23 protein-coding genes and 1 tRNA gene are annotated in these 26,689 nt (G+C 43.4%); 1 reads left to right on the top strand and 23 read right to left on the bottom strand.

Annotated features, from left to right (window positions below; genetic code table 11):
* The first annotated feature begins 151 nt into the window (after positions 1-151).
* The gene (locus C5Q96_RS06295; protein WP_106057533.1) at positions 152-388 is read left to right on the top strand and encodes a hypothetical protein; all 237 of its coding nucleotides are present in this window, start codon (positions 152-154) and stop codon (positions 386-388) included.
* A gap of 231 nt (positions 389-619) precedes the next feature.
* Here C5Q96_RS06295 and C5Q96_RS06300 read toward each other — a convergent pair whose 3' ends face one another.
* The 23 genes from C5Q96_RS06300 to C5Q96_RS06415 all read right to left on the bottom strand — a co-directional run bounded on the left by C5Q96_RS06300 (position 620) and on the right by C5Q96_RS06415 (position 26,495).
* Positions 620-1,165, bottom strand: coding sequence for an SMI1/KNR4 family protein (locus C5Q96_RS06300; protein ID WP_106057534.1), 546 nt, complete (start codon positions 1,163-1,165; stop codon positions 620-622).
* Positions 1,166-1,381: 216 nt separating this feature from the next.
* Positions 1,382-2,575 (bottom strand): elongation factor Tu, encoded by a 1,194-nt coding sequence (tuf, locus tag C5Q96_RS06305; RefSeq protein WP_106056140.1) that lies wholly within the window; start codon positions 2,573-2,575, stop codon positions 1,382-1,384.
* A gap of 38 nt (positions 2,576-2,613) precedes the next feature.
* A tRNA-Thr gene (locus tag C5Q96_RS06310) sits at positions 2,614-2,690 on the bottom strand.
* Positions 2,691-2,864: 174 nt separating this feature from the next.
* Entirely contained in the window at positions 2,865-3,614 is a 750-nt protein-coding gene (locus C5Q96_RS06315; protein WP_106057535.1) for a nucleoside phosphorylase, read from the bottom strand.
* A 9-nt stretch (positions 3,615-3,623) separates the two neighbouring features.
* Complete coding sequence (locus tag C5Q96_RS06320) at positions 3,624-4,052, bottom strand: C-GCAxxG-C-C family protein (protein WP_106057536.1); 429 nt, start codon at positions 4,050-4,052, stop codon at positions 3,624-3,626.
* Between the two features lie 14 nt (positions 4,053-4,066).
* On the bottom strand, positions 4,067-5,038 hold the full coding sequence (arsS, locus tag C5Q96_RS06325) for an arsenosugar biosynthesis radical SAM (seleno)protein ArsS (protein WP_106057537.1): 972 nt from the start codon (positions 5,036-5,038) through the stop codon (positions 4,067-4,069).
* Between the two features lie 67 nt (positions 5,039-5,105).
* Positions 5,106-5,441 (bottom strand): arsenosugar biosynthesis-associated peroxidase-like protein, encoded by a 336-nt coding sequence (locus C5Q96_RS06330; RefSeq protein ID WP_106057538.1) that lies wholly within the window; start codon positions 5,439-5,441, stop codon positions 5,106-5,108.
* A 39-nt stretch (positions 5,442-5,480) separates the two neighbouring features.
* Positions 5,481-6,203: a TVP38/TMEM64 family protein gene (locus tag C5Q96_RS06335; protein ID WP_106057539.1), complete on the bottom strand. Its 723-nt coding sequence runs from the start codon at positions 6,201-6,203 to the stop codon at positions 5,481-5,483.
* Position 6,204: 1 nt separating this feature from the next.
* The gene (locus C5Q96_RS06340; RefSeq protein ID WP_106057540.1) at positions 6,205-7,257 is read right to left on the bottom strand and encodes an aminoglycoside phosphotransferase family protein; all 1,053 of its coding nucleotides are present in this window, start codon (positions 7,255-7,257) and stop codon (positions 6,205-6,207) included.
* The gene (locus C5Q96_RS06345) at positions 7,258-8,613 is read right to left on the bottom strand and encodes a TIGR04283 family arsenosugar biosynthesis glycosyltransferase (protein WP_106057541.1); all 1,356 of its coding nucleotides are present in this window, start codon (positions 8,611-8,613) and stop codon (positions 7,258-7,260) included.
* Positions 8,610-10,298 carry a VTT domain-containing protein gene (locus tag C5Q96_RS08850; RefSeq protein WP_330403787.1) on the bottom strand — a complete coding sequence of 563 codons (1,689 nt, stop codon included), beginning with the start codon at positions 10,296-10,298 and terminating at the stop codon, positions 8,610-8,612. Before C5Q96_RS08850 ends, C5Q96_RS06345 begins: the two co-directional genes overlap by 4 nt.
* Positions 10,288-10,716, bottom strand: coding sequence for a hypothetical protein (locus tag C5Q96_RS06355; protein ID WP_106057542.1), 429 nt, complete (start codon positions 10,714-10,716; stop codon positions 10,288-10,290). The genes C5Q96_RS08850 and C5Q96_RS06355 overlap by 11 nt, the downstream gene beginning before the upstream one ends.
* A 116-nt stretch (positions 10,717-10,832) precedes the next feature.
* A complete protein-coding gene (locus C5Q96_RS06360; RefSeq protein ID WP_106057543.1) occupies positions 10,833-11,906 on the bottom strand; it encodes a sulfurtransferase in 1,074 nt (357 codons plus the stop codon).
* A gap of 297 nt (positions 11,907-12,203) precedes the next feature.
* Positions 12,204-13,349 (bottom strand): butyrate kinase, encoded by a 1,146-nt coding sequence (buk, locus tag C5Q96_RS06365; RefSeq protein ID WP_106057544.1) that lies wholly within the window; start codon positions 13,347-13,349, stop codon positions 12,204-12,206.
* Positions 13,350-13,470: 121 nt separating this feature from the next.
* Positions 13,471-17,175: a phosphoribosylformylglycinamidine synthase gene (locus C5Q96_RS06370; protein WP_106057545.1), complete on the bottom strand. Its 3,705-nt coding sequence runs from the start codon at positions 17,173-17,175 to the stop codon at positions 13,471-13,473.
* A 74-nt stretch (positions 17,176-17,249) separates the two neighbouring features.
* Complete coding sequence (gene purD, locus C5Q96_RS06375; protein ID WP_330403788.1) at positions 17,250-18,575, bottom strand: phosphoribosylamine--glycine ligase; 1,326 nt, start codon at positions 18,573-18,575, stop codon at positions 17,250-17,252.
* Positions 18,512-19,108, bottom strand: a complete 597-nt coding sequence (gene purN, locus C5Q96_RS06380) for a phosphoribosylglycinamide formyltransferase (RefSeq protein WP_106057547.1) — start codon at positions 19,106-19,108, stop codon at positions 18,512-18,514. Before purN ends, purD begins: the two co-directional genes overlap by 64 nt.
* Before the next feature lie 32 nt (positions 19,109-19,140).
* A complete protein-coding gene (gene purM / locus C5Q96_RS06385; RefSeq protein WP_106057548.1) occupies positions 19,141-20,181 on the bottom strand; it encodes a phosphoribosylformylglycinamidine cyclo-ligase in 1,041 nt (346 codons plus the stop codon).
* Between the two features lies 1 nt (position 20,182).
* Complete coding sequence (gene purF, locus C5Q96_RS06390; RefSeq protein ID WP_106057549.1) at positions 20,183-21,625, bottom strand: amidophosphoribosyltransferase; 1,443 nt, start codon at positions 21,623-21,625, stop codon at positions 20,183-20,185.
* Between the two features lie 111 nt (positions 21,626-21,736).
* On the bottom strand, positions 21,737-22,228 hold the full coding sequence (gene purE, locus C5Q96_RS06395; protein ID WP_106058015.1) for a 5-(carboxyamino)imidazole ribonucleotide mutase: 492 nt from the start codon (positions 22,226-22,228) through the stop codon (positions 21,737-21,739).
* 860 nt (positions 22,229-23,088) lie between these two features.
* Positions 23,089-24,150 (bottom strand): leucine-rich repeat domain-containing protein, encoded by a 1,062-nt coding sequence (locus C5Q96_RS06405; protein ID WP_106058016.1) that lies wholly within the window; start codon positions 24,148-24,150, stop codon positions 23,089-23,091.
* A gap of 15 nt (positions 24,151-24,165) precedes the next feature.
* Positions 24,166-25,800 (bottom strand): HAMP domain-containing sensor histidine kinase, encoded by a 1,635-nt coding sequence (locus C5Q96_RS06410; RefSeq protein ID WP_106057551.1) that lies wholly within the window; start codon positions 25,798-25,800, stop codon positions 24,166-24,168.
* On the bottom strand, positions 25,800-26,495 hold the full coding sequence (locus tag C5Q96_RS06415) for a response regulator transcription factor (RefSeq protein WP_106057552.1): 696 nt from the start codon (positions 26,493-26,495) through the stop codon (positions 25,800-25,802). Before C5Q96_RS06415 ends, C5Q96_RS06410 begins: the two co-directional genes overlap by 1 nt.
* Between the last annotated feature and the right edge of the window lie 194 nt (positions 26,496-26,689).

Consider the following 26,689-nt stretch of genomic DNA (forward strand, 5'->3'; position numbering starts at 1 on the left):
TAGAGCTTGGTGCGATAAAAACCTAATTAGAGGGGCAAAGCTGAATGAAAAGACAGGGCAGTATGATATACCTTCAAGTGCTAAGGCTCCGTATACCCAAAATAGAGCATATAAGGGAGATAAAATTTATATAAGTATTGTGCGAGCAATAATGAATGAATTTGATGTATGCGTCCAGCTTTACAGGATTCACGAGGACGAATTCGAAGGATATATTGACGATTTAGTAGAGGCGGGCATAATTGCAAAGTACATTGCAAAAGATACAGGAATAGAGTATTATAGGCAGACGCTTAAGAGCAGTGAGTTTTCGAAGCTACCGGTAAATAAGATAAAAGCTTTCTTGTTAGAGGCAAAGAAAATAATAAGTGTTAATCTAAGTAAATAGGTATTGCAAACTATAAAATTTAATAATTCAAGTAGAATCACCCAAGGCCAGCCCTTGGGTGGAGTGTGTGAAACTTTTTCTGTAATTAGCCTTCTATGGTAATTATTAGAAGAGTCTCGCCGAAATTGGCTGACTCTGTTGAAAGCCCCAATATAAAATGTCCAGCAGGACATGTCAAGAGCCGCTGAATTTTAGTATCATCTTATCGCCGATGCTATAATATCTGAATTCTTATCTGCCAGCTCTATTCTTCAGCTTCTCGACCTTCTTATCCTTACGTTCCTCTAGCTCAGCGATTTGACCAAGTAAAAAGCTCTCAAAATCGCCTTCAACATCATGCATCTCATAGCCATCGAAAACAACTATCTTGCCTTCTCTATCGAAACAGAATATCTGCTCACCGTCACCTATTACCGAGAAGAACGGGATGCAGTCAGATAGCCCACTTTCATGGAAAGCCCTTGTATTTGCACGTAAGTCTAGGTACTCTGGGACTTCACTTGAGATGCCGTAAACCATGATTCCGCGGCAAAATTCCCAAAATGGTGCAACTTCATACTCCTGTGCCATAGGCCAGATTTCTTCTCTTACTTCCATGTATAGACCACCAAGCGGAGACATCGTAAACTCTTTGAAATCCTCCGGCAGCTTTATATTGAACTCGCTCTCAAAAGCTTCTATATCTTGTTCTGACGGCGTGTCATCTCCACATGCGAAAACCTGATAAGTTTCTTTGTCGTAGCTTCTAAAATAATCGTAAATCTTTTCTATAGACATATTTCACCTCGTTATACTCCCGACAATTTGCCTGGATACTGATTTCACTAATGTATTCATTATACTTTCTGTCACATATTTATTGTAGTGATTCAGTATAAAGAAATCAATAATATCCAAGTTAGTATGCCAGTTATACAAAGTAAGTAACTTAAAAACAGGGGCGCATGCGCCCCTGTCATTAGTTATCTGGTGGTATTCCCTCGTAATCTATGATTACTCGATGATCTCTGTAACTACTCCGGATCCTACTGTTCTTCCACCTTCTCTGATAGCGAAACGTAGTCCCTCTTCGATAGCTACTGGTGTAATCAGTTCGATCTCCATTACTACGTTATCTCCAGGCATGCACATCTCTGTACCCTCTGGTAGCTTTAGATCTCCTGTTACGTCTGTTGTTCTTAGGTAGAACTGTGGTCTGTATCCATTGAAGAATGGTGTGTGTCTTCCACCCTCTTCCTTCTTTAGTACGTATACCTGTCCCTTGAACTTTGTGTGTGGGTGAATTGAGCCTGGCTTCGAGAGTACCTGTCCTCTTTCGATTTCGTCTCTCTGAATTCCTCTTAGTAGTGCTCCGATGTTGTCTCCTGTTTCTGCTGCGTCAAGAGTCTTCTTGAACATCTCTACTCCAGTTACAACTACCTTTCTCTTCTCGTCGCTTAGTCCTACGAGCTCTACTTCGTCTCCTACCTTGAGTGTTCCTCTCTCAACTCTTCCTGTTGCTACTGTTCCACGTCCTGTGATTGAGAATACGTCCTCGATTGGCATTAGGAATGGCTGATCGTTTGCTCTCTGTGGCTCTGGAATGTATGTGTCTACTGCTTCCATTAGCTCACAAATCTTATCTCCCCACTCACCGCTTGGATCCTCTAGTGCCTTTAGTGCAGATCCTCTGATGATTGGTGTGTCATCTCCTGGGAACTCATACTCGTCTAGTAGCTCTCTTACTTCCATCTCTACTAGGTCTAGTAGCTCCTCGTCATCTACCATATCGCACTTGTTCAGGAATACGATGATGTATGGTACGCCTACCTGTCTAGATAGCAGGATGTGCTCTCTTGTCTGAGGCATTGGTCCATCTGTTGCTGCTACTACTAGAATAGCTCCGTCCATCTGAGCTGCTCCTGTAATCATGTTCTTTACATAGTCAGCGTGTCCTGGGCAGTCTACGTGTGCGTAGTGTCTGTTTGGTGTCTCATACTCTACGTGTGCTGAGGAAATCGTGATTCCTCTTGCCTTCTCTTCTGGTGCCTTGTCGATCTGGTCGAATGCTACGTCTGCTCCGAGTCCATATCTGTTGTGAAGAGTCTTTGTGATTGCTGCTGTTAGAGTTGTCTTGCCGTGGTCAACGTGGCCGATTGTACCGATGTTGATATGTGGCTTGGTTCTCTCATACTTCTGCTTTGCCATGATATCCTCCTTAGAATTGTGATTAAATTTAAAATAATTGGAGCTGTTGAGCAGACTCGAACTGCCGAACCTCTTCCTTACCAAGGAAGTGCTCTACCAACTGAGCTACAACAGCACGTATACAAGAATAGTACACGAAATAATACATGCTGTCAATATTGCCTGAGTTATGACAAATCAGCATCTTTTGACACTTTTATTTTATACTATATCACCAACACAAAATGTTACTATTTTAATTAGACTTAGCTGACACACTAAGACTATCACACCAACTAAGTCTCCCTTTTTAAAGTGCCTCTATTATCGTTAATGCTGCATTTAGTTTATCTAGTCCGTGATTTGCTTCAGACAGTTCTCCTACACTATAGCTTTCATCTGATATAACGTCACCTGCACACAAGAAGCTGTACAACTTCCAATTATGGAAGTCGCACACAGACTGCACCCCGGCAACCTCCATTTCAACTGCAATGCACCCTTCTTGCTTTCTGGCATCTACTAATGCTTTTGTTTCTCTATACATCGAGTCAGTTGTCCATATAGCACCTTCGGTATATGGGATATTTGCTTTACAAAAGATATCAGAAACAACTCCTGAACACTTAACTTCTATATAATCTCCTGCTGGACAGTAGTAGAAAGAAAGTCCTTCACCCCTATATGCCTTGCTTGGTACTATGTATTTACCATCAGTTTGCTCAAAATCAAGTGTCCCTGCTGAGCCAAACATGACAAATTTTTCTGCACCTGTTATCCAATTTGCTTCTATTAACTGATGTGATGCTATCGCTGAACCCATCGAGGATTGGTAAAATGCAATTCGTTTTTTGTCGTATTCAAACACATATATAGGTGTGTTTATGTTGCAGGCAATGAGCTGTCCACACTTTACACATTCAAACGCATTTAATATATAGTCATGAATTTCAAATGACAGAACAGGAATGCAGATGTCTGCAAAATCACCTCTTGGTCCATAAAATGATTCAGGTGTGAATATCGCCTCGTTGGACGCATCGTAAAAATCCGCTTTCATGACAGTCACCTATGCTAGTTTTTCAAGCATTTTAATAGCATCATCAACTAGCGAAGGACAGAAACTGAATAGCAGCCCTTCATCAAGTATCTTCGTTAGCCCTTCTTGTGTGCCAATATTATTTCCAAGCAGATCTTCACAGCGAACCTTACCATATTTTTCATTCCATAGAGCAAGAAATTCTGCTCTTTTCTCGTTCATTTCACCTTTTCTTTCATTATCGTCAGGTCCATTATGGCCATATTTTAGCCCTAGCACAATCATTGCCCCCATTACTGCACCACATGTTTCACCAACACCAAGTCCTCCACCAAATGCCGCAGCCATTCGATTTGCCTCCTCTTTGGAGACCCCTATCTTATTTGCAAAATGCTCCACAACAATCTGTCCGCAATCCTGACCTCTACCAAATAGTTCAGCTATATTTCCCTTATCCATCTTATCGCCCCTCCTTACTCTGTCGTACCACCGCAACTAGAACCAGATCCTGCCGTACATGCATAGCAATGTTTGTCAAAGCATATATTTCGAACTTCATAGTCTGAGTCTGCAATATCAAAAATCGTCTGCTTTGTAGATATCTCTATCCCTTCTGCTTGGTTGAAGTCACAATCATAAACTTTGCCATCCCAGCCTACTGAAATCTGATATCTACACATCATATTCTCTAGTGTTTCAGGATTAAACGCATCGTACAGTTTATACATATATCCTTCAAAATTACCCGATTGAACGAGAAATTTCCCAAATCTTCCGATAGGATTGTTAGTTATACAAAACAGATTATTGAACGATATCCCGTACTCTCTTCCCAGCTTTTCCTTATACTCTGTCTCCATAGCTTGCTGATTAGGAGGAAAGAATGCACCGCTCGGGTTATACACCATATTTAGAACGAGATCTGAATCTGTACCATATCCAAGCGCGTTTAGCTTCTTAAGCATCTCAATGGAACCTTCAAAAACAGAGTCTCCACGTTGTTTATTTGTCTTCTTCGCTTTGTAATGCGGAAGTGAAACCACAAGTTCCACCTTGTTGCGTGCATAAAACTCAGGTAAGTCCTCATAGCCTTCTTCAAGCATGATAACCATGCTAGATCTAACGATTACATGATTGCTGATTCGGCAACATTCCTCAACAAACCATCTAAAATTAGGATTCATTTCTGGGGCACCACCAGTGATGTCAATCGTGTCAAATCCCCATTTATTATAAGTCTTTAGACAGGCATCCATAACTTCTTTGCTCATAATCTCAGTGCGGCTTGGCCCAGCCTCAACATGACAATGCTTACATGCAAGATTGCATAATCTGCCAACATTAATCTGAAGCACTTTCATATCATCCGTTTTTTGTACCTTTGGATTTTCAATATTTGCTTGAAAATCTGGCACATTATCTAGTTCTTTAAATCTATCTTTCATACCTATGTATTTCTCCAAGAGCATGAGCTGCAACGCATGTTGCAGCTCATATCAGTAACTGAGTTGCCTATTTCTGCTCTAGCTTTCCAACAACGTTTTTCATCTGCACGCCATGAACCAATGTAATTCCAGCTTTCATAGCCGCTGCAACGTGAACAGCTTCTGTCATTTCTTCTTCGTCTACACCCATCTCAAGAAGTGTCTGTGTGTATGAATCGATGCAGTATGGGCACATCTCAGAATGCGCAACTGCAAGCGCTATAAGCGCCTTTTCCCTAGCAGTAAGCGCACCTTCCGCCATTACTGGTCCATAGTATTTAAGAAATGCATCCCATAGTTCTGGTGCTTCTTCACCAATTGTAGGGAATTTTGCCAAATCATCAGGATTATAATAAGTATTCATTTTACCCTCCTTTGCGCATAAGTGATGCGCTAATTACTATTACTTTTCTTTATTTTTCTCTATGTATACCTGCCTGATGAGGAAAATTATTCCCGACACACCAAACAGGATAAACAGACCTGTTACAAGTAGCTTTGCCCCTCCAGTAAGCATTCCTCCAACGTATGAATATATTATCGTCGCTGGCAACTGCCCTAGTCCTGTTGCTACTATGAACTCTAGAAACGAAATCGACGTCAATCCAGCAGCATAGCTTACGATATCAAAGCTTATAAAAGGTAGCAGCCTGGCAATCAAAATGCTCATTCTTCCGTGCCTCTGAAAGAACTCGTCAATCTGTTCTAATCCTCTTTTGCTAGTAAGTTTCTCAACTGCATCACGCCCTAGTATTCTAGCTATGTAAAAGCATAGCGTCGCCCCCACCATAGCACTTGTCCACGAAAGAATTGCGCCTTTCACCCAACCAAATAGATTTGCATTTGCAAAAGTAATCAGAAATGAAGGTAATGGTGCTGCGATAGACTGCAGTATCATGAGAAGGAACGATATAACTGCGGCGTAAGGACCATATGATTTAACGAAATCCTTCACAACCATAAAATCCCCACTCTTGAACATTTCAAACACTCTATTAATAGTGTTGTGTATACTTGGAACGGCTATGTAGCATATTATGCATATCAATAGTACCGTCAGCAAAACAGCCTTTTTTATTATGTTTTTTCTCTTCTTGCTCACAGTTTCATGTTTTTCTATATTCATGTTATGCCTCAATTAACTCTTCAATTCTATCCAAAAACTCTGGATTGATGTACTGTTCCAGCTTCCGCGCTGTACTTTCATTAGTAATATCTCTACCCGGCTGTCTGTATTCTACCCATGCCATAGCACACCATGTTACACCCCTGAGACACGTTATAGGCACAAAATCGTGAGTTCTCTCCTTTAATTCTGCTGTAATGTACCTGCCTGCAACTGCATATATATACTCATCTATATAATAATCAATTTCCTGTGGCGTAAAAATCGTATCAGTTTTCCAAAAAGTAGTAGTCGGCGCAAGAAAGTGCCCGAGGTCCTGAGCTGGGTCACCGAACAAAGGCTTTTCCCAGTCAATAAGGTAACTCTGTTCTCCAGGTCCATTGATTAGGAAGTTTGTGGAGTTCAATTCTGTGTTTATAATGCAGTTATACGGAGAGACCCCGGTTCTTCTGCCTAGTCTCTTCCAGCCGTAGTCGAGTAGCTTTCTGATTTTTTGTTTAATCATGATATCAGCCTGCTCATAATCAAAGAACTTAGCAGCCATCTGCTCACACTCTTCAAGAATAGCTTTGAGAGGTTCTCTCGGAGCCAGTAGCGTTGTGCCACTTATGCTTACGGTCTCCTCACCTTTATTCTGAGGTTCTATATTAACGCTGTGGATATCCGCTAAAACAGCTAGCGCCTTATCCATCTCTTTCTCATATATAAGCGAGTGTCCCGATAAATATTCCATTACAAGTACGCCATTATTTATAAATTGCTTTGTATCATCAACATAATAAACAGCAGGTGTTCTACCAGATTGTTCGAGCAATTCTAGTGCCCGATATTCATAGGTTATCTGATTCTCTAAATGCATCTGGGACCCGCAATTCACCCTAAGAACAAGTTTCTTGCCCGTTATAGGATGAGTAAATATATAGTTGATATTGTACTCTCCTTGGGCCAAAAGGTTGTATTCCTCGGTTACTTCATCAGGGAGTCCAAGAGCCTCTCTATATGGTTTCGAGGCAGCTATTCGCTTTAGTCCACTTTCGATTGTTGATTTGCTCATTTATCTAATATCCTTGTACTCTTTAGCAATTTGATACGGATCTATCCCCATCCTGTATTTTCTGCGCAAAAGCCACATCTTGAACATGAGTCGTAGCTTTTTAATATTTCCTTTCGGGTACCGTCTATCAGAGGTGCAAATTCTACCTCTTGTAGCACCTATTCTTATTCCCATTTCCCTAAGTGTTAGCGACAACTGGTAGTCCTCCATAATGGGAATTTCTGGAAATCCCCCGACTCCTTCAAACACTTCTCGGGTCATGAACATGCCTTGATCTCCGAAAGCTATCTGTCTGCGAAATGCTCTGTCATTTGAAATGGCTGCGTTGATTTTCATCAGCAGATTATCTGATTGAAACTCTATGCCGAAACACCCTGCATTGTAGGTTTTCATAACCTCTCTTATTTCATGTATTGGCTTGTTAGGTAGCTCACTGTCAGCGTGCATGAAGAACAGCACCTCGCCGCTAGCTGCCCTTGCACCTGCATTTAGCTGAAGAGCTCTTCCCTTATCACTTTTTACAATACGATATCTATCAGGAATATGAGCTAATGTAGAGTCCGTGCTACCGCCATCTACTATGACAATCTCAGCATCATCACAGATGTCATCAAGCTGCTTTATAAGCTTGTCAATTCGCTTTTCCTCATTGTAAGTCGGAACAATTACAGAAACCCGCAGTACCTTTGTAACGAATTTCCCTACTTCACTTTCCATAAGATGGTGTTGATGTCGAATATGCTCCCTAAAATACAAAATATCATCTTTTGTATCCAAATCACGGTGTTCCGCCACTAAAGTAACGTGAATATTGTTATCCGCAGCGATGTGCAAGAGTTCATCAAGCACCTTGCCGTGCCCATACGATGATTGAGCAAATAACTCTGGTTTAATGTCATTCATGCCTATAAGATAGTAGCCACCATCCTGTGAAGGGCCAATGACGGTATCACATGATTGTAGCTGCGAAAATGCATCCGTTATATCTGACGACTTAACCTCAGGTATGTCCGATCCCATGAGCAAGACTGACTTGTAACCAATATCGAACACATCGCTGAGACCATTTTTCATTCGTGCCCCTATGTCATCACCACGCTGAACAATAAAATTTGTCTCTTTACATAGCTCTGCAAGCAAATTCCTGTCCCCAGAAGGCTCATAACAAATGAATTTATCTACATCTACTTCTCGAAGCATTTCCAACGAATCCTTTATACAGCATTCTTGAAGTTCTGCACACTCACTTGGGCTTAAATAAGGCATCATTCGCGTCTTTACTTTGCCAGGCTCTGGAATTCGTGTGAACAATATTACAGCTTTATCTGATTTTATGTTGTCTAGTTTTTGCTTCATTTAAATTTCGTAAACACCCTGTTAAAATATGATTTCTTTGTATCTGGACTTTCACACGTTCCAAGGATTTCTGGAAGAACATGCTTTACATCTTTATGCCCATCACGAGTGATTTTACCTGCACATGTTGCGCAATATACCCATATGCCGTCCTCAAGCTTTTTGGTCATATTCTTTGCAAGCTCAGGTTCACAGGCTCCTGCACTTCCTCCCAGTCCACAGCACTGCACTCCATCAATCTTCTCAAAAGGCTTCTTTGCAAAATTCTCTTCAATCTGAGATAAAAGCTCTCCCTTATTTCTATCTGGGCATGGCATGAACATCTTTTTGCCACCCTCGACTTCTGCTCCAATGCCAAGTTCAGCCAGCTTATCATAGATGCTCACAACTTTGGCTTCTAGCTTGCCTCCCAGAAAATCATAACAGTTTGGACAGGCTGTAACAAGCTCGCTTATGCCTAATTCTCTCAACCTATTATCTATATCACTTATTATTCTTTGCTCATCTTCAGCAAGCCCGAGCTCTGCTACTGGTTTCCCGCAGCAATCATAAATGACGCCTATATTTACTTCTTTAAGAAGTGCGACAACATGCTTCGTGGTTTTAGGATACATAGATACAAAATTGCATCCAGGGAAGAAGGCCGCGTGCCCATTTCCAGCATGTCTGTAATTTTTAAATATATACTTCCTCTTTTCAAGCAGCATGCCCTTATATCTTTTGCTAATCTGCTCCTCGCCTGCCAGATCATCGACCGCACTCTGCCTAAAACGCAATACGACTTCTCGTCCGTCAATTTTCATCGGACATACCGCCGTGCATTCACCGCATAGAAAGCAGTGATATGCTAGATCATTAAGCTTATCACCATCACCAATATCTATTCTATGTTTTGCAAGAAACTTGCAGTTATTTTGACACTTATGACAATGGATGCACCTTGTCAAATCTAGAGAAGAATCTTTGTCAGCTCCTATATACGGTGCTTTCCCCGAGCCTCTGTCACTGGCCCCAGTCTCTTTGACTACGTATCTTTTCTTTAACCACATAGAAATACCGATTACTACAACTGCAAGAGCAATGGATATGGCGAAGTACACCCATCTATTTCCACTGGTCTCTGTGAAACCAGAGAATCCCACCGTATACATCGCAGTCCCCGGCAAAATAAAAATTAGAGTACCTATAGAGTATGATGCAAATGAAATATCCGTTATGCCATATGCAAAATTCTGCAGGTTGTACGGAAAAATCGGTACTAGCCTGGTAATCATCAAAACGAAGAATTCATTTTGCCCTGACTCATCGAACAGCCACTTTTTTAAATACTTATTTTTTTGAACAGTCGGTTTGATGCTGTCCTTTAAAAAATATCTTCCTGTCAAGAAAGCAAGCATAGCACCAAGCGTAGTCGCTATTACGCAGCAAATTGTTCCAAGTATAGGGCCAAAGAGAACACTCGCGGCTATTGCAAATGTTACTCCAGGAAGAGCAAAAACCACGCAGCTAATTATGGTTACAACTATGTAGATTAATATTGCGAGCATAAGGTTTTCTTCAACGAGCTTTTTTAGAAAGCTCAGTCCCTTATCTCCACCTAACCATTCAGATATGCCAAAGAAGTGATTTATAAGCACTATTAATACAACTGTTCCGACAAATACCCACAGCTTTTTATTTTTCATCTTTGTGCACCTTACTGCTAATTAAGCATCGTATCGCAGTGAATAGTGTGCCAAGAGCAATTAGCGGCAGCAATAGGAAGTACGCTTCTGAATAATCATATGTGAATGTGATCGTAGCATATAGGTAAAATAATGTCACAATCAGTGTCGCAACGGCTATTGCTATATCTACAATCCGAAAGTTCCTTTTCCCTCTTAAAATTCTACCAATTGCCAGTACAGCGATTACTGCAATTATCAAGAAAGTGACGAATTTTATACGAGCAATTGGGACTGCCGCTGCCAGCTTACTACCGTTATAATTAAGCCACCTCACAAAACCCAACTTGGTATCTGCGAACATCTTGCAGTAGTATGCACCAACAAACATGATGATGGCTAGAAAGTCCATTATTAAGTGTGATTTTCTTATTTTCATTTTCTCTTTCTCTTATCAAAAATTCAAATTGAGTATTATCTATTATCGTTTCTATTATATATGAAATAAAGCCGCTGTCAGTAAAATCTAACAGCGACTTATAGCTAAATTTTTGCTTACTTTTTCTTTGTAGCTTTACCAGTCTCTAGCTGTCCAGCAGTTGTGTGCTTGACATTTGAGCTCTTAGGATCTCCAACCTGAACTGGATAATCGTCGTGCATCTGCCACTCATACCAGCCACCATCATAAACTGATATATTATTATATCCATTCTGATATAGTACGAGGAATGGTGGGCATGCTCTCCAACCAGTTCCGCAGTAGAATGCTAGGTGATTATCAAGTGTAAAGTCGCAGTCTTTCCATACTTCCTGGAATCCCTTTAGGGATTTTATAGTTCCATCCTTATTAACGAACTGTGCTACGTCGGCTGCACTGTTTGCACCTTTACCCCAAACTGCACCTTCTGGCTCTCCAGCCTTATCTATGTAGTCGTATCCACTTGTCTTTCCAAGCCACTCATTCTTTGATCTGATGCTGACAAGCTTGAAGTTCGGGTCCTTACCAAGCTTCTGTCTAACGTCCTGGATGCTTGTATAATATTCAGGATGTGCTGGAACCGCTACACCAAAGTCGGTTGCCTTTTTACGCTTCGCAGGGTCACCCTTAACAGTTTCATATCCTGCCTTTTCCCATGCAGCGATGCCACCATCTAGAATCTTAACATCTGAAACTCCGCACCAGATATATGCAAATGCCACTCTTGCAACACCGGAAGTATCCTTTCCATAAAGGATAACTTTTGTATCCTTAGTGATTCCGTGCGCAAGCATATTATCTCTTACCTTCTCAGGTGATAGTAGGTTGTATGCACCTTCCTTAGATCCAGTCGCATCTTCAACTTCCTGATCCGATACATATATGGATCCTTTTATATGACCCTTAACGAAATCTTTATCCTTTGAGGCTTTCGCTGGGTAGCCTACTTCCGCTACTACATAATCTTCGTAACCCTTCTGGTTTTTGTCGATTACACTCTTAACCCACTTAGGAGTTACGTACACCTGTCTCTCTTTAACAGCAGGCGCTGACACTGGTTTTGCTTTCTCTTCGGATTTGTTTCCACATGCCGTTAGCATAGAAAGAGCAAAGACTAAAATAGTTGTCACTGCAAAGATTTTTTTCTTCATTACTAATTGTCCCTTTTCTTAATCAAACAGATATAACTTATGAGATTAATTGAAACACCTACGCTAAGTGAATAGACTCACGTTAGTTCAAAGGCACCTTCTCTTTTATGGATTATATATCAGTGATGATTTAAATCCCCATTGATAAAATTTATGAAGATATATTTATATATTGTTTTTTCAATACTTCGCAAACAGCTTTCAGCCAAAAAGACACTGACCATCATAATATCATGGTCGGTGTCTTTCAGATTAATCTCAAGGATATATATTCATCTAATTTCTTAGTCTTGCGACTTACTTCGCTGGAGTTGTATAAGGCTCTACACCTTTGCAGATGCGGATTCTGTCAACTGCCGCAGCCTTGATTTCACCGAAGTCCTGAAGCTTCTCTTCGCCTCTCAGAACTCTTAAAGCTCCAGCTGCCAAAGCTTCCATCTCGTATTCGCCAGGCATCATCTCAACTGGAGCAATCCAGCTTACCATGCCCTCGATGATATCTGTAAGGAACTTGGAGTAAGCTACTCCGCCTGTGAGGATGATTCTATCAACCTTGCCAGCCACTGGAGCAGATAGTTTAGCGATATCCTTAGCGATTTCATATGCCATTGCCTCGTATACGACCTTCGCATACTCGTTGCCTGCATCTATCATCTTCTCCACCTCTATAGCATCTGTAGTGCCGAGATGAGCTTTGAGTCCGCCTGCACCGTGGAACTTCTTCATTACAGTCTTTGCATCATTGCCTGATGTAAAGCAATAATTTACAAGATCCTTACAACCTACTGCCCCACCACGCTCTGGTGAGAAGTTTCCTTCATCGTCGTTTACGCAGTCGATATTTACACCATTGTGATAAAGTCTAATTGAGCTTCCGCCACCCATGTGAGCAACGATAAATGTGCACTCATCAAATGGCTTCTTGAGCACTTCATCAGCGCACTTGATAGCCATCGCTCTCGTGTTTAACGTGTGTCCAACAGTGTAACGAGGAATCTCCGGAACGCCGGAAACTCTTGCTACTGCCTGCATCTCATCTGTTCCGATTGCATCATAGATGCACGCAGGGATTCCAAACTCTTTTTTGAGGTCAAAAGCAATCATGCTGCCAAGTAGCGACGCATGCTTCGCTGTGTCCTCTGGTCTCGTCAGATAATCGATCATCTCCTGGTCAATTCCGATAGCGCCGTGAGGGCAAGCGATAATATTTCCACCTCTCGAGCATACTGCTGTAAGTGTATCAACTCCGATACCGTTGCTCTCAAGAGCCTCTCTAACCTTCTCATTGCGGAAGTTAAACTGCTCAAGCACATCATCGAACTGAGCCATCTCCTCCTGTGTATGTCTGATTGTTTCCTTAAAAACCTCCTGAGCATCATCGTATACAGCAATCTTACTTGATGTAGATCCTAGATTAAGCACAAGAATTCTTTCCTTACTCATTTTTCCAGTTTCCCTTTCTAAATATATTATACATACGTTACCTTCGTATTACGAAAAGTAGTATATCACACTCGCAGGCCTCAATGTCAGCACTAACCTGAACGTTTTTTCACTATCCCTATTATTCGCCTCTAAAGTACGAAACCGCCGACTCAAATAGTCCCAGCTCAAACTCACCCGGTACGTTCTTGTAAAGGCCATCTCCTATTCTTTCGGAGTGTCCCATCTTGCCGAGAATCCTTCCGTCTGGCGAGAGTATTCCCTCGATAGCCATAGATGAACCGTTTGGATTGAACTGGATGTCCATAGTTGGATTTCCTTCAAAATCAACGTACTGCGTCAGGATCTGCCCATTCTCGAGCATTGTATCTATATCGTTAGTGTTAGCTACAAACCTACCCTCGCCGTGTGAGATTGGCACAGTCAGTATCTGTCCAACGCTCGCTTTCCTAAGCCAAGGTGACCTTGTTGAGCACACCTTAGTTCTCACGAGCTTAGACTGGTGTCTGCCGATATTATTGAACGTTAGAGTTGGGCTGTTTTCCTTCTGCACGCCGATCTCTCCATATGGTAGCAATCCGAGCTTGATTAGTGCCTGGAATCCGTTACAGATTCCTGCAACTAGTCCATCTCGTTCGTTTAGCAGCTTCATGAGCTCTACAGAAATTGCTTCATTTCTTAGGAACGAAGTGATGAACTTACCAGAGCCATCTGGCTCGTCAGCACCCGAGAAACCTCCTGGGATAAATAAGACGTTCGCCTTAGATAGTGCTGCTGCAAACTCCTTTACAGAGCGCTTTAGATGGTCTGCAGTGAGGTTGTTAACAACGAATATCTCCGCCTCTCCACCGGCCTTCTCAACGGCTCTAGCCGTATCGTATTCGCAGTTCGTACCTGGGAATACAGGGATTAAGAACCTTGGTTTATCCACAGTGCTTCTTGGAGCCTCATCGCTTCTTGTTCTATATATCATCTCAGGGATGCTTTCATCTGAAGTCTTGATATTGCAGCTATACACAGGCTCTAGCTTGCCCTCGTAGAGCGCGTTAAGAGCTAGTAGGCGCACGCGTCCCTTCTTGCTGCCGATTGATTCGCGGGAAACTGTCTTGCCCAGAAGCTTCATATCCGCTGTCAAATCTATATCCTTGCTAGTCTCAATGATAAAGCTTCCGTACGCATAACCGAACATCTCTCTCATGGATATGCCCTCATCGAACTCGAAGCCGATGTTGTTGCCGATTGCCATTTTGAAGACCGCCTCTGCGGGTCCGCCGAATCCAGGCGTATAGCATGCTGCAACCAGCCCGTTATCAACGAGCGTTCTAACTAGCTTAAAGTTCTTGATGAGCGATTCAGCCTTTGGTAGCCCGTCCTCACCAAGCTCTGGTCTAAGCCACACGACTTCGTGCCCTCTGCCCTTGAACTCTGGTGAAACCACTTTGCAGAGTTCATCTGTAGTTACTGCAAAAGAAATAAGAGTTGGTGGAACGTGAATATCCTCGAAAGTTCCGCTCATGGAATCCTTACCACCGATTGCTCCGATGCCAAGCTCCATCTGTGCTCTGAACGCACCTAGAACTGCGCTGAATGCCTTGCCCCAAGACTTGTCGTTATCACCTAGCTTCTCGAAATATTCCTGAAGGCTTAGATATATGTGGTCATAGCTAGCGCCTGTTGCTACGAGCTTCGCAACACTCTCCACGATTGCAAGATATGCACCGTGGTAAGGGCTCTGCTCTAGGATATATGGATTGAAACCGTACGACATCATCGATACGGTACTGCACTCGCCCTCGAGCATTGGAATCTTGTGAACCATAGCCTGAATAGGTGTTCTCTGCTTGATTCCGCCAAAAGGCATCAGGACTGTATTTCCGCCGATTGTCGAGTCAAAACGTTCAGAAAGTCCTCTCTTCGAGCAGACATTGAGGTCGGATACGAGTTCCTTCATACCTTTCTCAAAATCTCTTGGTATCTCTTTATCGAATCTTCGAGCACCCTCAACTACGACGTCAGCTTCTTTCTCCGCACCGTTAGTGTCTAGGAATTCTCTGGAAATATTTACAATCTGCTGACCTCTGAAATTCATCGTGAGGTAAGCCTTTTCTGTAACAGTAGCTACTGTCGTCGCCTCGAGATTCTCGCTCTCCGCGAGCTTCTTGAATTTATCTGAATCGGATGCTGCAACTACAACAGCCATTCTCTCCTGAGACTCGCTGATTGCGAGTTCAGTTCCATCCAGTCCGTCGTACTTCTTAGGCACGTTGTCAAGAGTCACTTCTAGGCCATCTGCTAGCTCGCCGATAGCAACTGAAACTCCACCTGCACCGAAGTCATTGCAGCGCTTAATGAGCGTAGTCGCCTCTGGGTTTCTGAACAGTCTTTGAATCTTTCTCTCCTCAGGAGCGTTGCCCTTCTGAACCTCCGCCTCGCACGACTCTAGTGATTCCATGCTGTGAGACTTGGATGAGCCTGTAGCTCCGCCGATTCCGTCTCTACCAGTTCTGCCGCCCAGCAGGATGATAACGTCACCTGCTTCTGGCCTCTCTCTCCTGATATTCTCTGCTGGAGCAGCCGCAATCACCGCACCAACTTCCATTCTCTTTGCCACGTATCCTTCGTGATACACCTCATCCACGAGACCAGTCGTGAGTCCAATCTGGTTTCCGTATGAGCTGTATCCTGAGGCAGCTGTTGTCGTAATCTTCTTTTGCGAGAGCTTTCCCGGTCTCGTCTCTGACTCAGGCGTGAGCGGATTCCCCGCGCCCGTCACACGCATCGCTGCATATACGTAGCTTCTGCCTGACAGTGGGTCTCTAATAGCTCCACCGATACAAGTCGCAGCTCCACCAAATGGCTCGATTTCCGTAGGGTGATTGTGCGTCTCGTTCTTGAACAGCAGAACCCAATCCTGCTCTTCTCCGTCGATATTCGCCTTAAAATCAACTGTGCATGCGTTAATTTCCTCCGACTCCACGACATCTACCATCTTGCCGTTCTCCTTGAGTGCCTTAACCGCAATAGTCGCAACGTTCATCAGGCTGATAGGCTTGTGCACTCCTAGCTGCTTACGAAGTTCTTGGTATTCGCTAAATGTCTTATTGATAGTCTCATCCTTAAATACAACACCCCTGATGGTCGTGTTGAAAGTGGTGTGACGGCAGTGATCTGACCAGTACGTGTCGATAACCTTAATCTCGGCAACGCTCGGATCTCTGCCCTCCTCTTTGAAATACTCACGGCACATCTTGAGATCCTCAATGTCCATCGCAAGCGAATTTGCCGCGAGGTAAGTCTCGAGGTCTGCGTCTGTATAATTTGTAAAGTTCTTGATTGTCGCAACTGGTGCTGGCTCAGGATACTTTGCCTTTAGTGTAGCAGGAACTCCAAGCGAAGCTTCGCGCGACTCAACTGGATTAATCAGGTAGTTCTTAATCTTCTCGAGCTCTTTATTGGATAGCTCACCCTCTAGGATATATATAACCGCTGACTTTACTGTCGGCTTCTCGTCTGGAGCGATAAACTGTAGGCACTCCTCTGCTGAGCTCGCTCTCTGGTCGAACTGGCCAGGTAGGTACTCTACAGCGATTACAACCTGTTTACGAAAGTCCATATCCGTGTAGCTAGTATCAGTTGGCGGTTCTGAAAAAATCGTTCCGCGAGCCTCTTCAAAAGCCTTATCTGATAAGTCCTCGATTAGGTATCTATTGATCACTCTGATGTTCGTCAAGCTCGCAATCTGCAGGTTTTCTCTGAACTCCTTGATAAGCTCATTTGCCCTATTTGCGAATTCCGGCTTCTTCTCTACGTATAAAGCTTTGACCATGCCATTACTCCTGTCTCTAATCAGTCATTTATTATTGTTATAGTTTTAAATATAAGTGCTTAGTTAAGCGTCCGTTATCTTCGTGCTGCGAGCGCCTTCGCTCCGATATCTCTTCTAAAATACATATTATCGAAATGCACTTCTCCTAGCTTCGCATAGGCTTTATCCACCGCTTCATCGAGTGTCGGAGCTGTCTCAACCACACCGAGCACTCTGCCGCCGCTTGTCACCTGCTTGCCATCTTTGAGCTTACTGCCTGCAATGTATATGTGCTCATGCTCCTCCGGAAGCTTTATCTCAAATCCCTTTTCATATGATGCAGGGTATCCATCTGAGGCAGCTACTACGCAGCATGCGGCTTCATCTCTAAATGAGAACTTCACATCAGCCAGTGTGCCGTCTGTAGTCGCCCTCATGATTTCTAGAAGGTCTCCCTCTAGGAGTGGAAGCACCACCTGTGTCTCAGGATCGCCAAATCTACTGTTGTATTCGATGACCTTCGGTCCATCCTTGGTGAGCATGAGACCAAAGTAAAGGCAGCCCTTAAAAGCCCTTCCCTCAGCTGCCATAGCTTCAATAGTAGGCCTAAATATCTGCTCCATGCACTGCTCGCTAATCTCCTCTGTGTAGTAAGGGTTAGGAGCAACGGTGCCCATGCCTCCAGTATTTAGTCCCTTGTCTCCATCTAGAGCTCTCTTGTGGTCCATCGAGGAAACCATCGGTCTAACTACCTTGCCGTCAGTGAACGATAGCACGCTTACCTCAGGACCTTCTAGAAATTCCTCTATGACTACAGTGTCTCCGCTCGCGCCGAACTTATGGTCTTCCATTATTGTGCGGAGTCCATCTCTAGCCTCTTCGCGAGTTTCAGCAATGATTACACCCTTACCTAGCGCAAGCCCATCAGCCTTGATTACCGTCGGAATCGGGCAAGTTTCGATGTATTCGAGAGCAGCTTTCATATCGCTGAAAATCTCATACTCAGCAGTCGGTATTTCATACTTCTTCATGAGCTTCTTGGAAAACGCTTTACTTCCCTCTATAATCGCCGCTGCTTTATTTGGACCGAAGCAGGGAATTCCCTTTTCTTCGAGCATGTCCACGAGTCCAAGAACTAGCGGATCGTCGGGAGCTACGACAACGTAGTCTAGCTTTTTTTCTACTGCAAAATCGACAATCGCATCCAGGTCTTTTGCACCAATCGCCACGCATTCCGCATCTTCAGCTATACCGCCGTTACCTGGCAGTGCATAGATATGCGATACATCATTGCTACGCTTTAGACTCCTGATTATGGCGTGCTCTCTACCGCCGCCACCAATTACTGCAATATTCATTATCCTCTCCTTGCCACTATCTCTGCTGCGACCTTTTCGACTGCCGCCGGTAGAAGTTTCCACTCAGCTTCCTCCATAACTCGTCTCTGGAGAATTTCTGGCGTGTCGCCATCCTTAACATCTACTGCACGCTGAGCGATAATCTTGCCACCATCCGTAACTTCATTTACGAAATGAACAGTTGCACCTGTCACCTTTACACCGTATGAAAGTGCGGCCTCGTGAACGCGAAGTCCGTAGAAGCCGTCGCCACAAAATGACGGAATGAGTGATGGATGCACATTGATAATCCTGTCTGGGTATCTGCTGACAAAATCGCTGCTAAGGATCTTAAGAAATCCCGCCAGCACGATGATGTCTATCTCATGCTCATCTAGAAGTTTTATTAGATCCTGCTCAAAATTCTCCTTGCCGATATAAACATGCTTTATACCTGCTCTCTCAGCTCTATCAAGACCTCCCGCATTCTTGCGAGACGAAGCTACCAGTGCGAGCTCCACATGCGGAAGCTCACCTTCTGCCAACCTATCTATGATAGCCTGCAGGTTGGTGCCTCCTCCAGATATTAGAACTGCGACCCTTGCAAAACTACTCATCTTCACTCCTTGCCGTGTATATGCAAGGCTAATTATCCTTCGATAATTACGCCTTCGTCTCCTTTAACGATTTCTCCGATTACATACGCCTTCTCGCCAGCACCGTTTATGATCTCGAGTGCCCTCTCAGAGTCCTCACGAGGCACAACTACAGTCATGCCAATACCCATATTGTAAGTGTTGAACATGTCGCGCTCTGGGATGTTTCCTGTCTCAGCTAGAACCTTGAAAATCGCTGGTATCTCAAGACTGTTCTTGTCTATCTTAGCTGTCATGCCTTCTGGCAGTGCGCGAGGGATGTTCTCATAAAAACCTCCGCCTGTGATATGCATTACTGCGTGCGGAGTCATCTCCTTGAATAGCTCAGTCATCGGCTTCACGTAAATCTTAGTTGGCTCGATAAGTGCCTCTCCTAGGGACTTTCCTCCGAGATCGTCTCTCTTTGCCGTGAGATCTACGTTCTCAACGTCGAAAACCTTTCTGACTAGCGAATATCCATTTGAATGAATTCCCGATGATGCGATTCCGATTATGACATCGCCCTCGCTCACCTTCTCTATATCGATAACCTTGCTCTTATCTACGATTCCAACCGCAAATCCAGCTAGGTCATACTCGTCTTCAGGATAGAAGCCTGGCATCTCAGCCGTCTCGCCACCGATTAGGCAGCACTCGGACTGGATACAGCCATCGGCAACACCCTTTACTATGGATGCTATTTTCTCAGGAACGTTCTTGCCACAAGCTATATAGTCGAGGAAGAACAGGGGCTTTGCACCCACACAGATGATGTCGTTAACACACATCGCAACGCAGTCGATGCCCACCGTGTCGTGCTTGTCCTGCAGGAAAGCAAGCTTGAGCTTAGTTCCCACGCCGTCGGTTCCACTGACTAGGATTGGCTCGCTCATGCCTGTGAGATCTGGCTGCAGCAGTCCGCCGAAGCCACCTACAGGAGCTGTATTTCCGAACTTCATGGTCTTGCCCACGTGCTCCTTCATGAGCTCTACCGCTCTATATCCGCTGGTGATATCTACTCCCGCTTCCTTGTAGCTCTCGCTCTGGCTCTTCATCTTAGTTCTCCTTTTTCTTGCTTTCGCTTAGCTTAGTCTCGAATTTGAATTTCCCTGTGGTAGCTCTGCCTGCAGGGTACTCGCCACCAAAACATGCATCGCAGTATCCCACATTAGGCGCTGTTCCAATCATCTCGTGAAGTCTCTCCATCTTGAGGAATCCGATTGAATCGCAGCCGATTAGCGTGCAAATCTCATCCACGGTATGGTTCGCAGCTATAAGCTGTGACTTGTCCGACACGTCGGTGCCATAGTAACACTCGTCAACGAATGGAGGTGCTGTCAGCATGAGATGTACTTCTTTTGCTCCTGCATGTCTGAGCTTCTCGACGATATTCCTTGAAGTCGTTCCTCTAACGATGGAGTCGTCGATCATGACAACCCTCTTACCTCTTACAGTCTCTTCGATTACGTTGAGCTTGATGTTTACAAGCTTCTCACGCTGTGCCTGCCCAGGTGCGATAAATGTTCGTCCGATGTACTTGTTCTTTACAAAGCCCATGCCGTAAGGAATTCCAGACTCGCGCGCATATCCTACAGCTGCATCAAGGCCTGAGTCAGGTACTCCGATTACGATGTCCGCATCGACTGGATAGTCAATCGCTAGCGCCCTACCAGCTTCAACTCTAGCGCGGTGAACGCTGATACCGTCGATCTTGGAGTCAGGTCTTGCGAAGTAGATGTATTCAAAGATACATATAGACTTAGGATTCTTGTTACAGTGATCCTTGATACTACGAATACCATCATGGTTGAAAATAACTATTTCGCCAGGCTCTATGTCTCTGACGAATTTTGCTCCTACCGCATCGAGTGCACATGACTCGGACGCCACGACGTATCTGCCGTCTTCTGTGAGACCGTAACATAGTGGTCTAAAGCCCCTATCATCACGAACGGCGATTAACTTATTAGGTGACATCACACACAGCGAATATGCACCTTTTAACCTATGCATCGCTGCATTGATTGCATTCTCTATACAATCTGTGCGGAGTCTCTCCTTGGTGATCAGATATGCGATTACCTCAGTGTCACTTGTGGTCTGGAAGATAGAACCCTCAAGCTCAAGCTCTCTTCTCAAATCGCCGGAATTTACGATATTGCCGTTATGTGCGACAGCCATGCTTCCCTTGATGTGATTTACAACTATAGGCTGAGCATTTGCACGCTCATTCTTGCCCGTAGTTCCGTAGCGCACATGACCGACAGCGAGGCTTCCAACCCCTAGCTCATCGAGGGTGCTGTTGTTAAACACATCGTTTACCAAGCCCAAATCCTTGTGGCTCGCAAATACACCATCATCGTTAACCACGATTCCGCAGCTCTCCTGTCCGCGGTGCTGTAACGAGTAAAGACCATAATAGACAGTTCTGCCTATCTCATACGTCTCCCTTGGAGAGAAAACGCCCACTACTCCACATTCTTCTCTTAACTCACTCATACTATTCCTAACCTTAATATAATCTGTTAAATACTTTTGATTTACCTGCTGAAATCCGTTTATTCTAAGCGATTTTAATCAGCACCTGATTCTGCCACAACTAAGAAAATTTTAGTTGAATTTTGCGCATACTGCCGCATCCTTCTCGATTACTGCATCGTGGGCCTTCTTGCGCTCTTCTCTGAGCTTGATTCTAAGCTGTTCATCGGAAACCGCGAGAATTTCAGCTGCGAATATAGCTGCATTCTTAGCGCCGTCTATTGCAATGGATGCAACAGGGATTCCCGGTGGCATCTGGACAGTGGATAAGAGTGCATCCATTCCATCAAGCGCGGAAGCCTTAATCGGAATTCCAACTACTGGCAGGACTGTATTTGCCGCAAGAACTCCACCAAGGTGAGCTGCCTTACCTGCTGCAGAAATTATAACCCCAAAGCCATTCTCTTCAGCAGTCTTTGCAAATCCAATCGCTTCATCTGGCGTTCTGTGCGCAGAGTATACGTGTACTTCTGTAGGTATCCCGTATTTCTTTAGCTCGTTGATGCATTTCTCAACTACTGGCAGATCGCTGTCACTGCCCATGATTACTGCTACTTTTTTCATAATTCTCTTACCTCCATCTTTAATTATCAACATGAGAGTCTTTTACTCTCCTTTAATCAATATGCTTTTAACACTTTGGCAGCTGATACTTTCAGCTTCCTCGGCACGGATACAATCTCTATTTATACCGTAATTTAAATTTATCACATGCGTCATCAATGTCAACAATCAAGGCTTTCTAAATCCGTATTTTATTGTGTCTATTGTAGATTTTTATGCGGAATTTTAGTATTTTACCGAAGTATCTCCGAACGTTTGAGTACAACCGTTCGTATTTTATGCATTTTTAAAGTTTTTGCATTGCATTATAAAAGGGATTGGCACTGCCAATCCCTAATCGATATTAATTAAATGTAGTTTCCGCTATGCCAGTATAGTTGATATTATAGCGAATGCTATCGACGACGCGCTAAAGCAGTAGAACATAATTGCGAATGCTAAGGAGCTTTTCTTACCATAAGACTTGTAGTCAAGCGTGTTATACCCACCTATAATTACAAGCGCCACTGCTGAAAAGGCATATTTTATTGATTCATTTTTGAATAATATGGCACATATAATTGATACGATGTACAATACACATATACCAAATTTTAACATCATTCTTTTAGACATAACATCACCTTCTTTCATCTAGAAATAGCATTGATTTATTACAGTATCAACACCTAGAACTGATGCACCGAAATTCATAAGCGTTGCACCTGTACCTCTCCACAACTCTCTTGAAAATTTTGTACTTCTTAAAACTCTGACAGTTGATGTTCTATTTCGTTTTGCAATTGCTTGCGCTTTTTTAATGACCCCTATTAATCTACTGCCGATGCGCTAAAACAGTAGAACATAATTGCGAATGCTAACTACATCCAACCATCAGGGAACAATTCCCGCCTGACTTTATATACATTTGATTCGCAAACTTTACCATGCGCTTCAATCGCTTGCGAAATCGCTTTGTTACGCTTGTCGCTGCTAGTATAGAACGCACACTTTTCTAGATTTTCATTTCTTAAGACAGGTAAAATCGTATCTACATCAAGTGTAGTAGGGCAGACAGTCTCAGTAACTGTTTTGATATGAGGAGCTGCCTCTAAGGATGTAAAGTCTAGAAGCCCCTTCATGTTTTCGAAACACAGATTCTCAATATATGACTCAGACAGATTAGGCAAGTTCTTTACATTTGTTAGTTGCCCTATCTCAGCAGTGCGAAGGTTCGGCAATCCTGCCAGTACCGATAAATTTTCAAATTTCGCAAGTCTGAACAAATACAGCCCTGTAATCATTTCGTTTCCGTATAATCCTGATAAATCTCCAGCATTTCCTCCACTAATAGAGAGCCTCTTTAGTTTTGGCAGGCTATTTATATACGCGTACGACTCCGGTGTAATTCCGTGTAGCTTTAACGCTTGCAGCTGTTTAAGTTCAGATATAACTCCTAGGTTCTTACAGCACTTATGCAGGCTGAGTATCTCTAATTCGATGAAGCGATTAAGGTTCTTTAAGTCAAATGCCTTACTTGAGATGTTAAGATCCAGCGATTTTATGCCTGAAGGAAGTCTTTTTAGAAAGTCCTTGTCAGAAACCTTCGGAGCCTCTATACACAGGCTACGCAGATTGTTAAGTTCATATAGGACATCCAAATTCAAGATTTCTGTTGATGACTCGACAATTAGATGTCTAACCGCGCTCATACACTCAACAGTCTTGATATCACAGTCATGCGAACAATAAATCCGTAAGGTTGCATCTCTAAATTTAGCAAAATATCTTCTATTAAGCTCCTGCAGAGTAGCTGTGTCGAGTGGCATATAATTCGTCTGAAGGATAGTATCGCGCCTGCTCTCTGACACCAAGGTCTTTATATCTCTATCCGTTAGTGCACCTTCAAAACTTATAAACTTGTCTGCATATGATACTCCCACGGACTCCTCCATCTCCTACCTCTGCCCAACACGCGGAATCAGAACCCTAGCTTTAAACAGGTCTCCGTCGATTCCCAGTCTGACATCTCCATCCATCATGTGCATTAGGTCTCTGGCGATAGCAAGCCCAAGTCCACTGCCCTCAGTGTTTCTTGACTTATCACCTCGCTTAAATCTCTCCATCAGCTCATCTGGTTCCATATCGAGAGCATCTCTCGACACGTTGCTGATCTCGAGTGCAGCAAATTTGCCCATCTCTCTTACCTTCACGTATGCCCTTGTCCCAGGCATACTATACTTGCTGACATTGGTCAGCAGGTTCTCGATTACACGCCATAGCATCTTCCCGTCGGCATTTACGTATACATGTTCATCGTTCTTTTCGCAGTGAACCTCTACATCTGCAGCTACGAAGATATCGTTAAGCTCCCCGACGATTTGCTGAGCCATACCGTTTAGATCTATAACTTCGATGCTGATAGGCATAGCCCCACTTGATGCCTTAGTCGCTTCAAATAGGTCACCGCTCAGTTTCTGAAGTCTCTTGGTCTTCTGATCGATAATCTCGAGGTAAGACATCGCATCTGGACTATCGAGCCCCTGCATCTTGAGTAAATCTATGTAAGTAACCATCGATGTAAGTGGTGTCTTGAGATCATGCGATACGTTTGAAATGAGTTCATTACGCAGCCTCTGGCTTCGCAGTTCATTTTCGAGGGCAATCTCTTCCGCCTTGGCGATTTCATTTATGTCATTTGCAAGACGCTCGAACTCGCCCCTATGTCTAACGACAACTTTCTTATCGAAGTCGCCTTCCTTAATAGCTCTTAGACCTTGTCTTACTCTCGCGTAGTCATGGTAGTACCGTGGAACGAATATGATTATTAGAATCATCGCTACAAAAATCCATCCATGCCAGATATATACAGGTGCAAAAATCGCAATTATGAGGAGATATAGCCTCTTCATCGTGATATCCTTCGACACGAATATATTATATATACCCATCAGAACTTTTCCGATGATTGAGCGTTCAAAGAAATCATCATTCTTGATGTTTTTTACGAGCGAAGTGAGCAGAATCATGGCTAATAGCACGCACACAGCCATCAGTGCCAACGAACCGAAGCCTTGCACCCACTCTGGTTTAAATGTCGAATACTGTCTACCCAGCAGCATATCACTTTGCTTGGTGAGTTCCTTGACTGAAAATCCTTTCTTTACAATGGTCTTGAGTATGTGGTCAAGCGATTTTCCTGACGAGATATATACGTAGAATATTTCTTCCGAGGTAGCGACACCAACTCCCATTATAAAAATTCCTAGAATTCGTAGCTCCGGGAATATTCGATCGAGCAGATTTAACTGAACCCTACCTTTTCTGTCATATTTACCAGCGAAATATATCGCGAATATCACTCCCGCAATCGTAAAAGCACCAAACACTATGAGAAGTATGAAATTCGTCGTCAGTATGCCAACTAGCTTATTCTTGTCAACATATCTGTTGAAGTATTCGCTCGTATACGCCTCATATACGATAATTCTATTTGCTGAGACGATGAGGAACACCATGCTCACAGTCGCCACCAAGGTGGCGAACTTGGATTTAAGTCCACGAAACTCGTCCCTTACGACTTGTTCCCTCATTAGTTATCTCCTTCAAGCTTATATCCTGTGCCCCAAACTACCTTTATGTATCTAGGATCTTTAGGGTTTATCTCGATTTTCTCCCTTATGTGTCTGATATGCACCGCAACTGTATTCTCAGGGTTGTAAGCAGGCTCATCCCATACGGATTCATATATCTGCTCCATTGAAAATACTCTGTCAGGGCTCTGCGCTAAAAGCTTCAATATGCCAAATTCAGTAGCTGTCAGCGTGACACTTCGTCCGTCTACAGTAACTTTTTTGCTATTATCATCCACGGTGAGTCCGCCCACTCTATAGATACCTTCTTCAGCTGACTCCTTTGCATTCCCGAACTGAGTATACCTGCGAAGCTGCGATTTAACTCTCGCAACAAGCTCCATTGGGTTAAAAGGCTTGGTAACGTAATCATCTGCCCCGATATTGAGCCCGATAATCTTGTCATAATCCTCGGACTTTGCAGACAGCATGATAATAGGAATATCCTTTTCATTTCTAATCATCTGCGTGGCCTGAATTCCATCGAGCTTAGGCATCATAACGTCCATGATGGCGAGTTTAACATCCTCGCTTTTCACCACGTTAAGCGCTTCGAATCCGTCGTGGGCTTTCACAACCTCAAAGCCTTCATTATTTAGATATATCTCTATAGCTCTAGCGATTTCTCTATCATCGTCACAAACTAGAATTTTCACGGTATACCCTCCTTAAGTCATGTCTGTAATAGAAGTATATATCATTTGGCATAAGAAATCCGATTGTATTTATTATGATTTCTTTAAAATAAAATGTATTATTTGTACCAAAGGCCCGGCACATTATTAATGATGTACCGGACCTTGCTTTTATTATTTAATTTAATACATATTTATTTAAATCTAGAGTTGCT

Source organism: Mogibacterium diversum (assembly GCF_002998925.1).
GTDB classification, from domain to species: Bacteria; Bacillota; Clostridia; order Peptostreptococcales; family Anaerovoracaceae; genus Mogibacterium; species Mogibacterium diversum.

Bases quoted from the DNA above. Each gene is read 5' to 3' on its own strand.
- C5Q96_RS06295 (WP_106057533.1), top strand. From the start codon at position 152: ATGAATGAATTTGATGTATGCGTCCAGCTTTACAGGATTCACGAGGAC.
- C5Q96_RS06300 (WP_106057534.1), bottom strand. From the start codon at position 1,165: ATGTCTATAGAAAAGATTTACGATTATTTTAGAAGCTACGACAAAGAA.
- tuf (WP_106056140.1), bottom strand. From the start codon at position 2,575: ATGGCAAAGCAGAAGTATGAGAGAACCAAGCCACATATCAACATCGGT.
- C5Q96_RS06315 (WP_106057535.1), bottom strand. From the start codon at position 3,614: ATGAAAGCGGATTTTTACGATGCGTCCAACGAGGCGATATTCACACCT.
- C5Q96_RS06320 (WP_106057536.1), bottom strand. From the start codon at position 4,052: ATGGATAAGGGAAATATAGCTGAACTATTTGGTAGAGGTCAGGATTGC.
- arsS (WP_106057537.1), bottom strand. From the start codon at position 5,038: ATGAAAGATAGATTTAAAGAACTAGATAATGTGCCAGATTTTCAAGCA.
- C5Q96_RS06330 (WP_106057538.1), bottom strand. From the start codon at position 5,441: ATGAATACTTATTATAATCCTGATGATTTGGCAAAATTCCCTACAATT.
- C5Q96_RS06335 (WP_106057539.1), bottom strand. From the start codon at position 6,203: ATGAATATAGAAAAACATGAAACTGTGAGCAAGAAGAGAAAAAACATA.
- C5Q96_RS06340 (WP_106057540.1), bottom strand. From the start codon at position 7,257: ATGAGCAAATCAACAATCGAAAGTGGACTAAAGCGAATAGCTGCCTCG.
- C5Q96_RS06345 (WP_106057541.1), bottom strand. From the start codon at position 8,613: ATGAAGCAAAAACTAGACAACATAAAATCAGATAAAGCTGTAATATTG.
- C5Q96_RS08850 (WP_330403787.1), bottom strand. From the start codon at position 10,298: ATGAAAAATAAAAAGCTGTGGGTATTTGTCGGAACAGTTGTATTAATA.
- C5Q96_RS06355 (WP_106057542.1), bottom strand. From the start codon at position 10,716: ATGAAAATAAGAAAATCACACTTAATAATGGACTTTCTAGCCATCATC.
- C5Q96_RS06360 (WP_106057543.1), bottom strand. From the start codon at position 11,906: ATGAAGAAAAAAATCTTTGCAGTGACAACTATTTTAGTCTTTGCTCTT.
- buk (WP_106057544.1), bottom strand. From the start codon at position 13,349: ATGAGTAAGGAAAGAATTCTTGTGCTTAATCTAGGATCTACATCAAGT.
- C5Q96_RS06370 (WP_106057545.1), bottom strand. From the start codon at position 17,175: ATGGTCAAAGCTTTATACGTAGAGAAGAAGCCGGAATTCGCAAATAGG.
- purN (WP_106057547.1), bottom strand. From the start codon at position 19,108: ATGAGTAGTTTTGCAAGGGTCGCAGTTCTAATATCTGGAGGAGGCACC.
- purM (WP_106057548.1), bottom strand. From the start codon at position 20,181: ATGAAGAGCCAGAGCGAGAGCTACAAGGAAGCGGGAGTAGATATCACC.
- purF (WP_106057549.1), bottom strand. From the start codon at position 21,625: ATGAGTGAGTTAAGAGAAGAATGTGGAGTAGTGGGCGTTTTCTCTCCA.
- purE (WP_106058015.1), bottom strand. From the start codon at position 22,228: ATGAAAAAAGTAGCAGTAATCATGGGCAGTGACAGCGATCTGCCAGTA.
- C5Q96_RS06410 (WP_106057551.1), bottom strand. From the start codon at position 25,800: ATGAGGGAACAAGTCGTAAGGGACGAGTTTCGTGGACTTAAATCCAAG.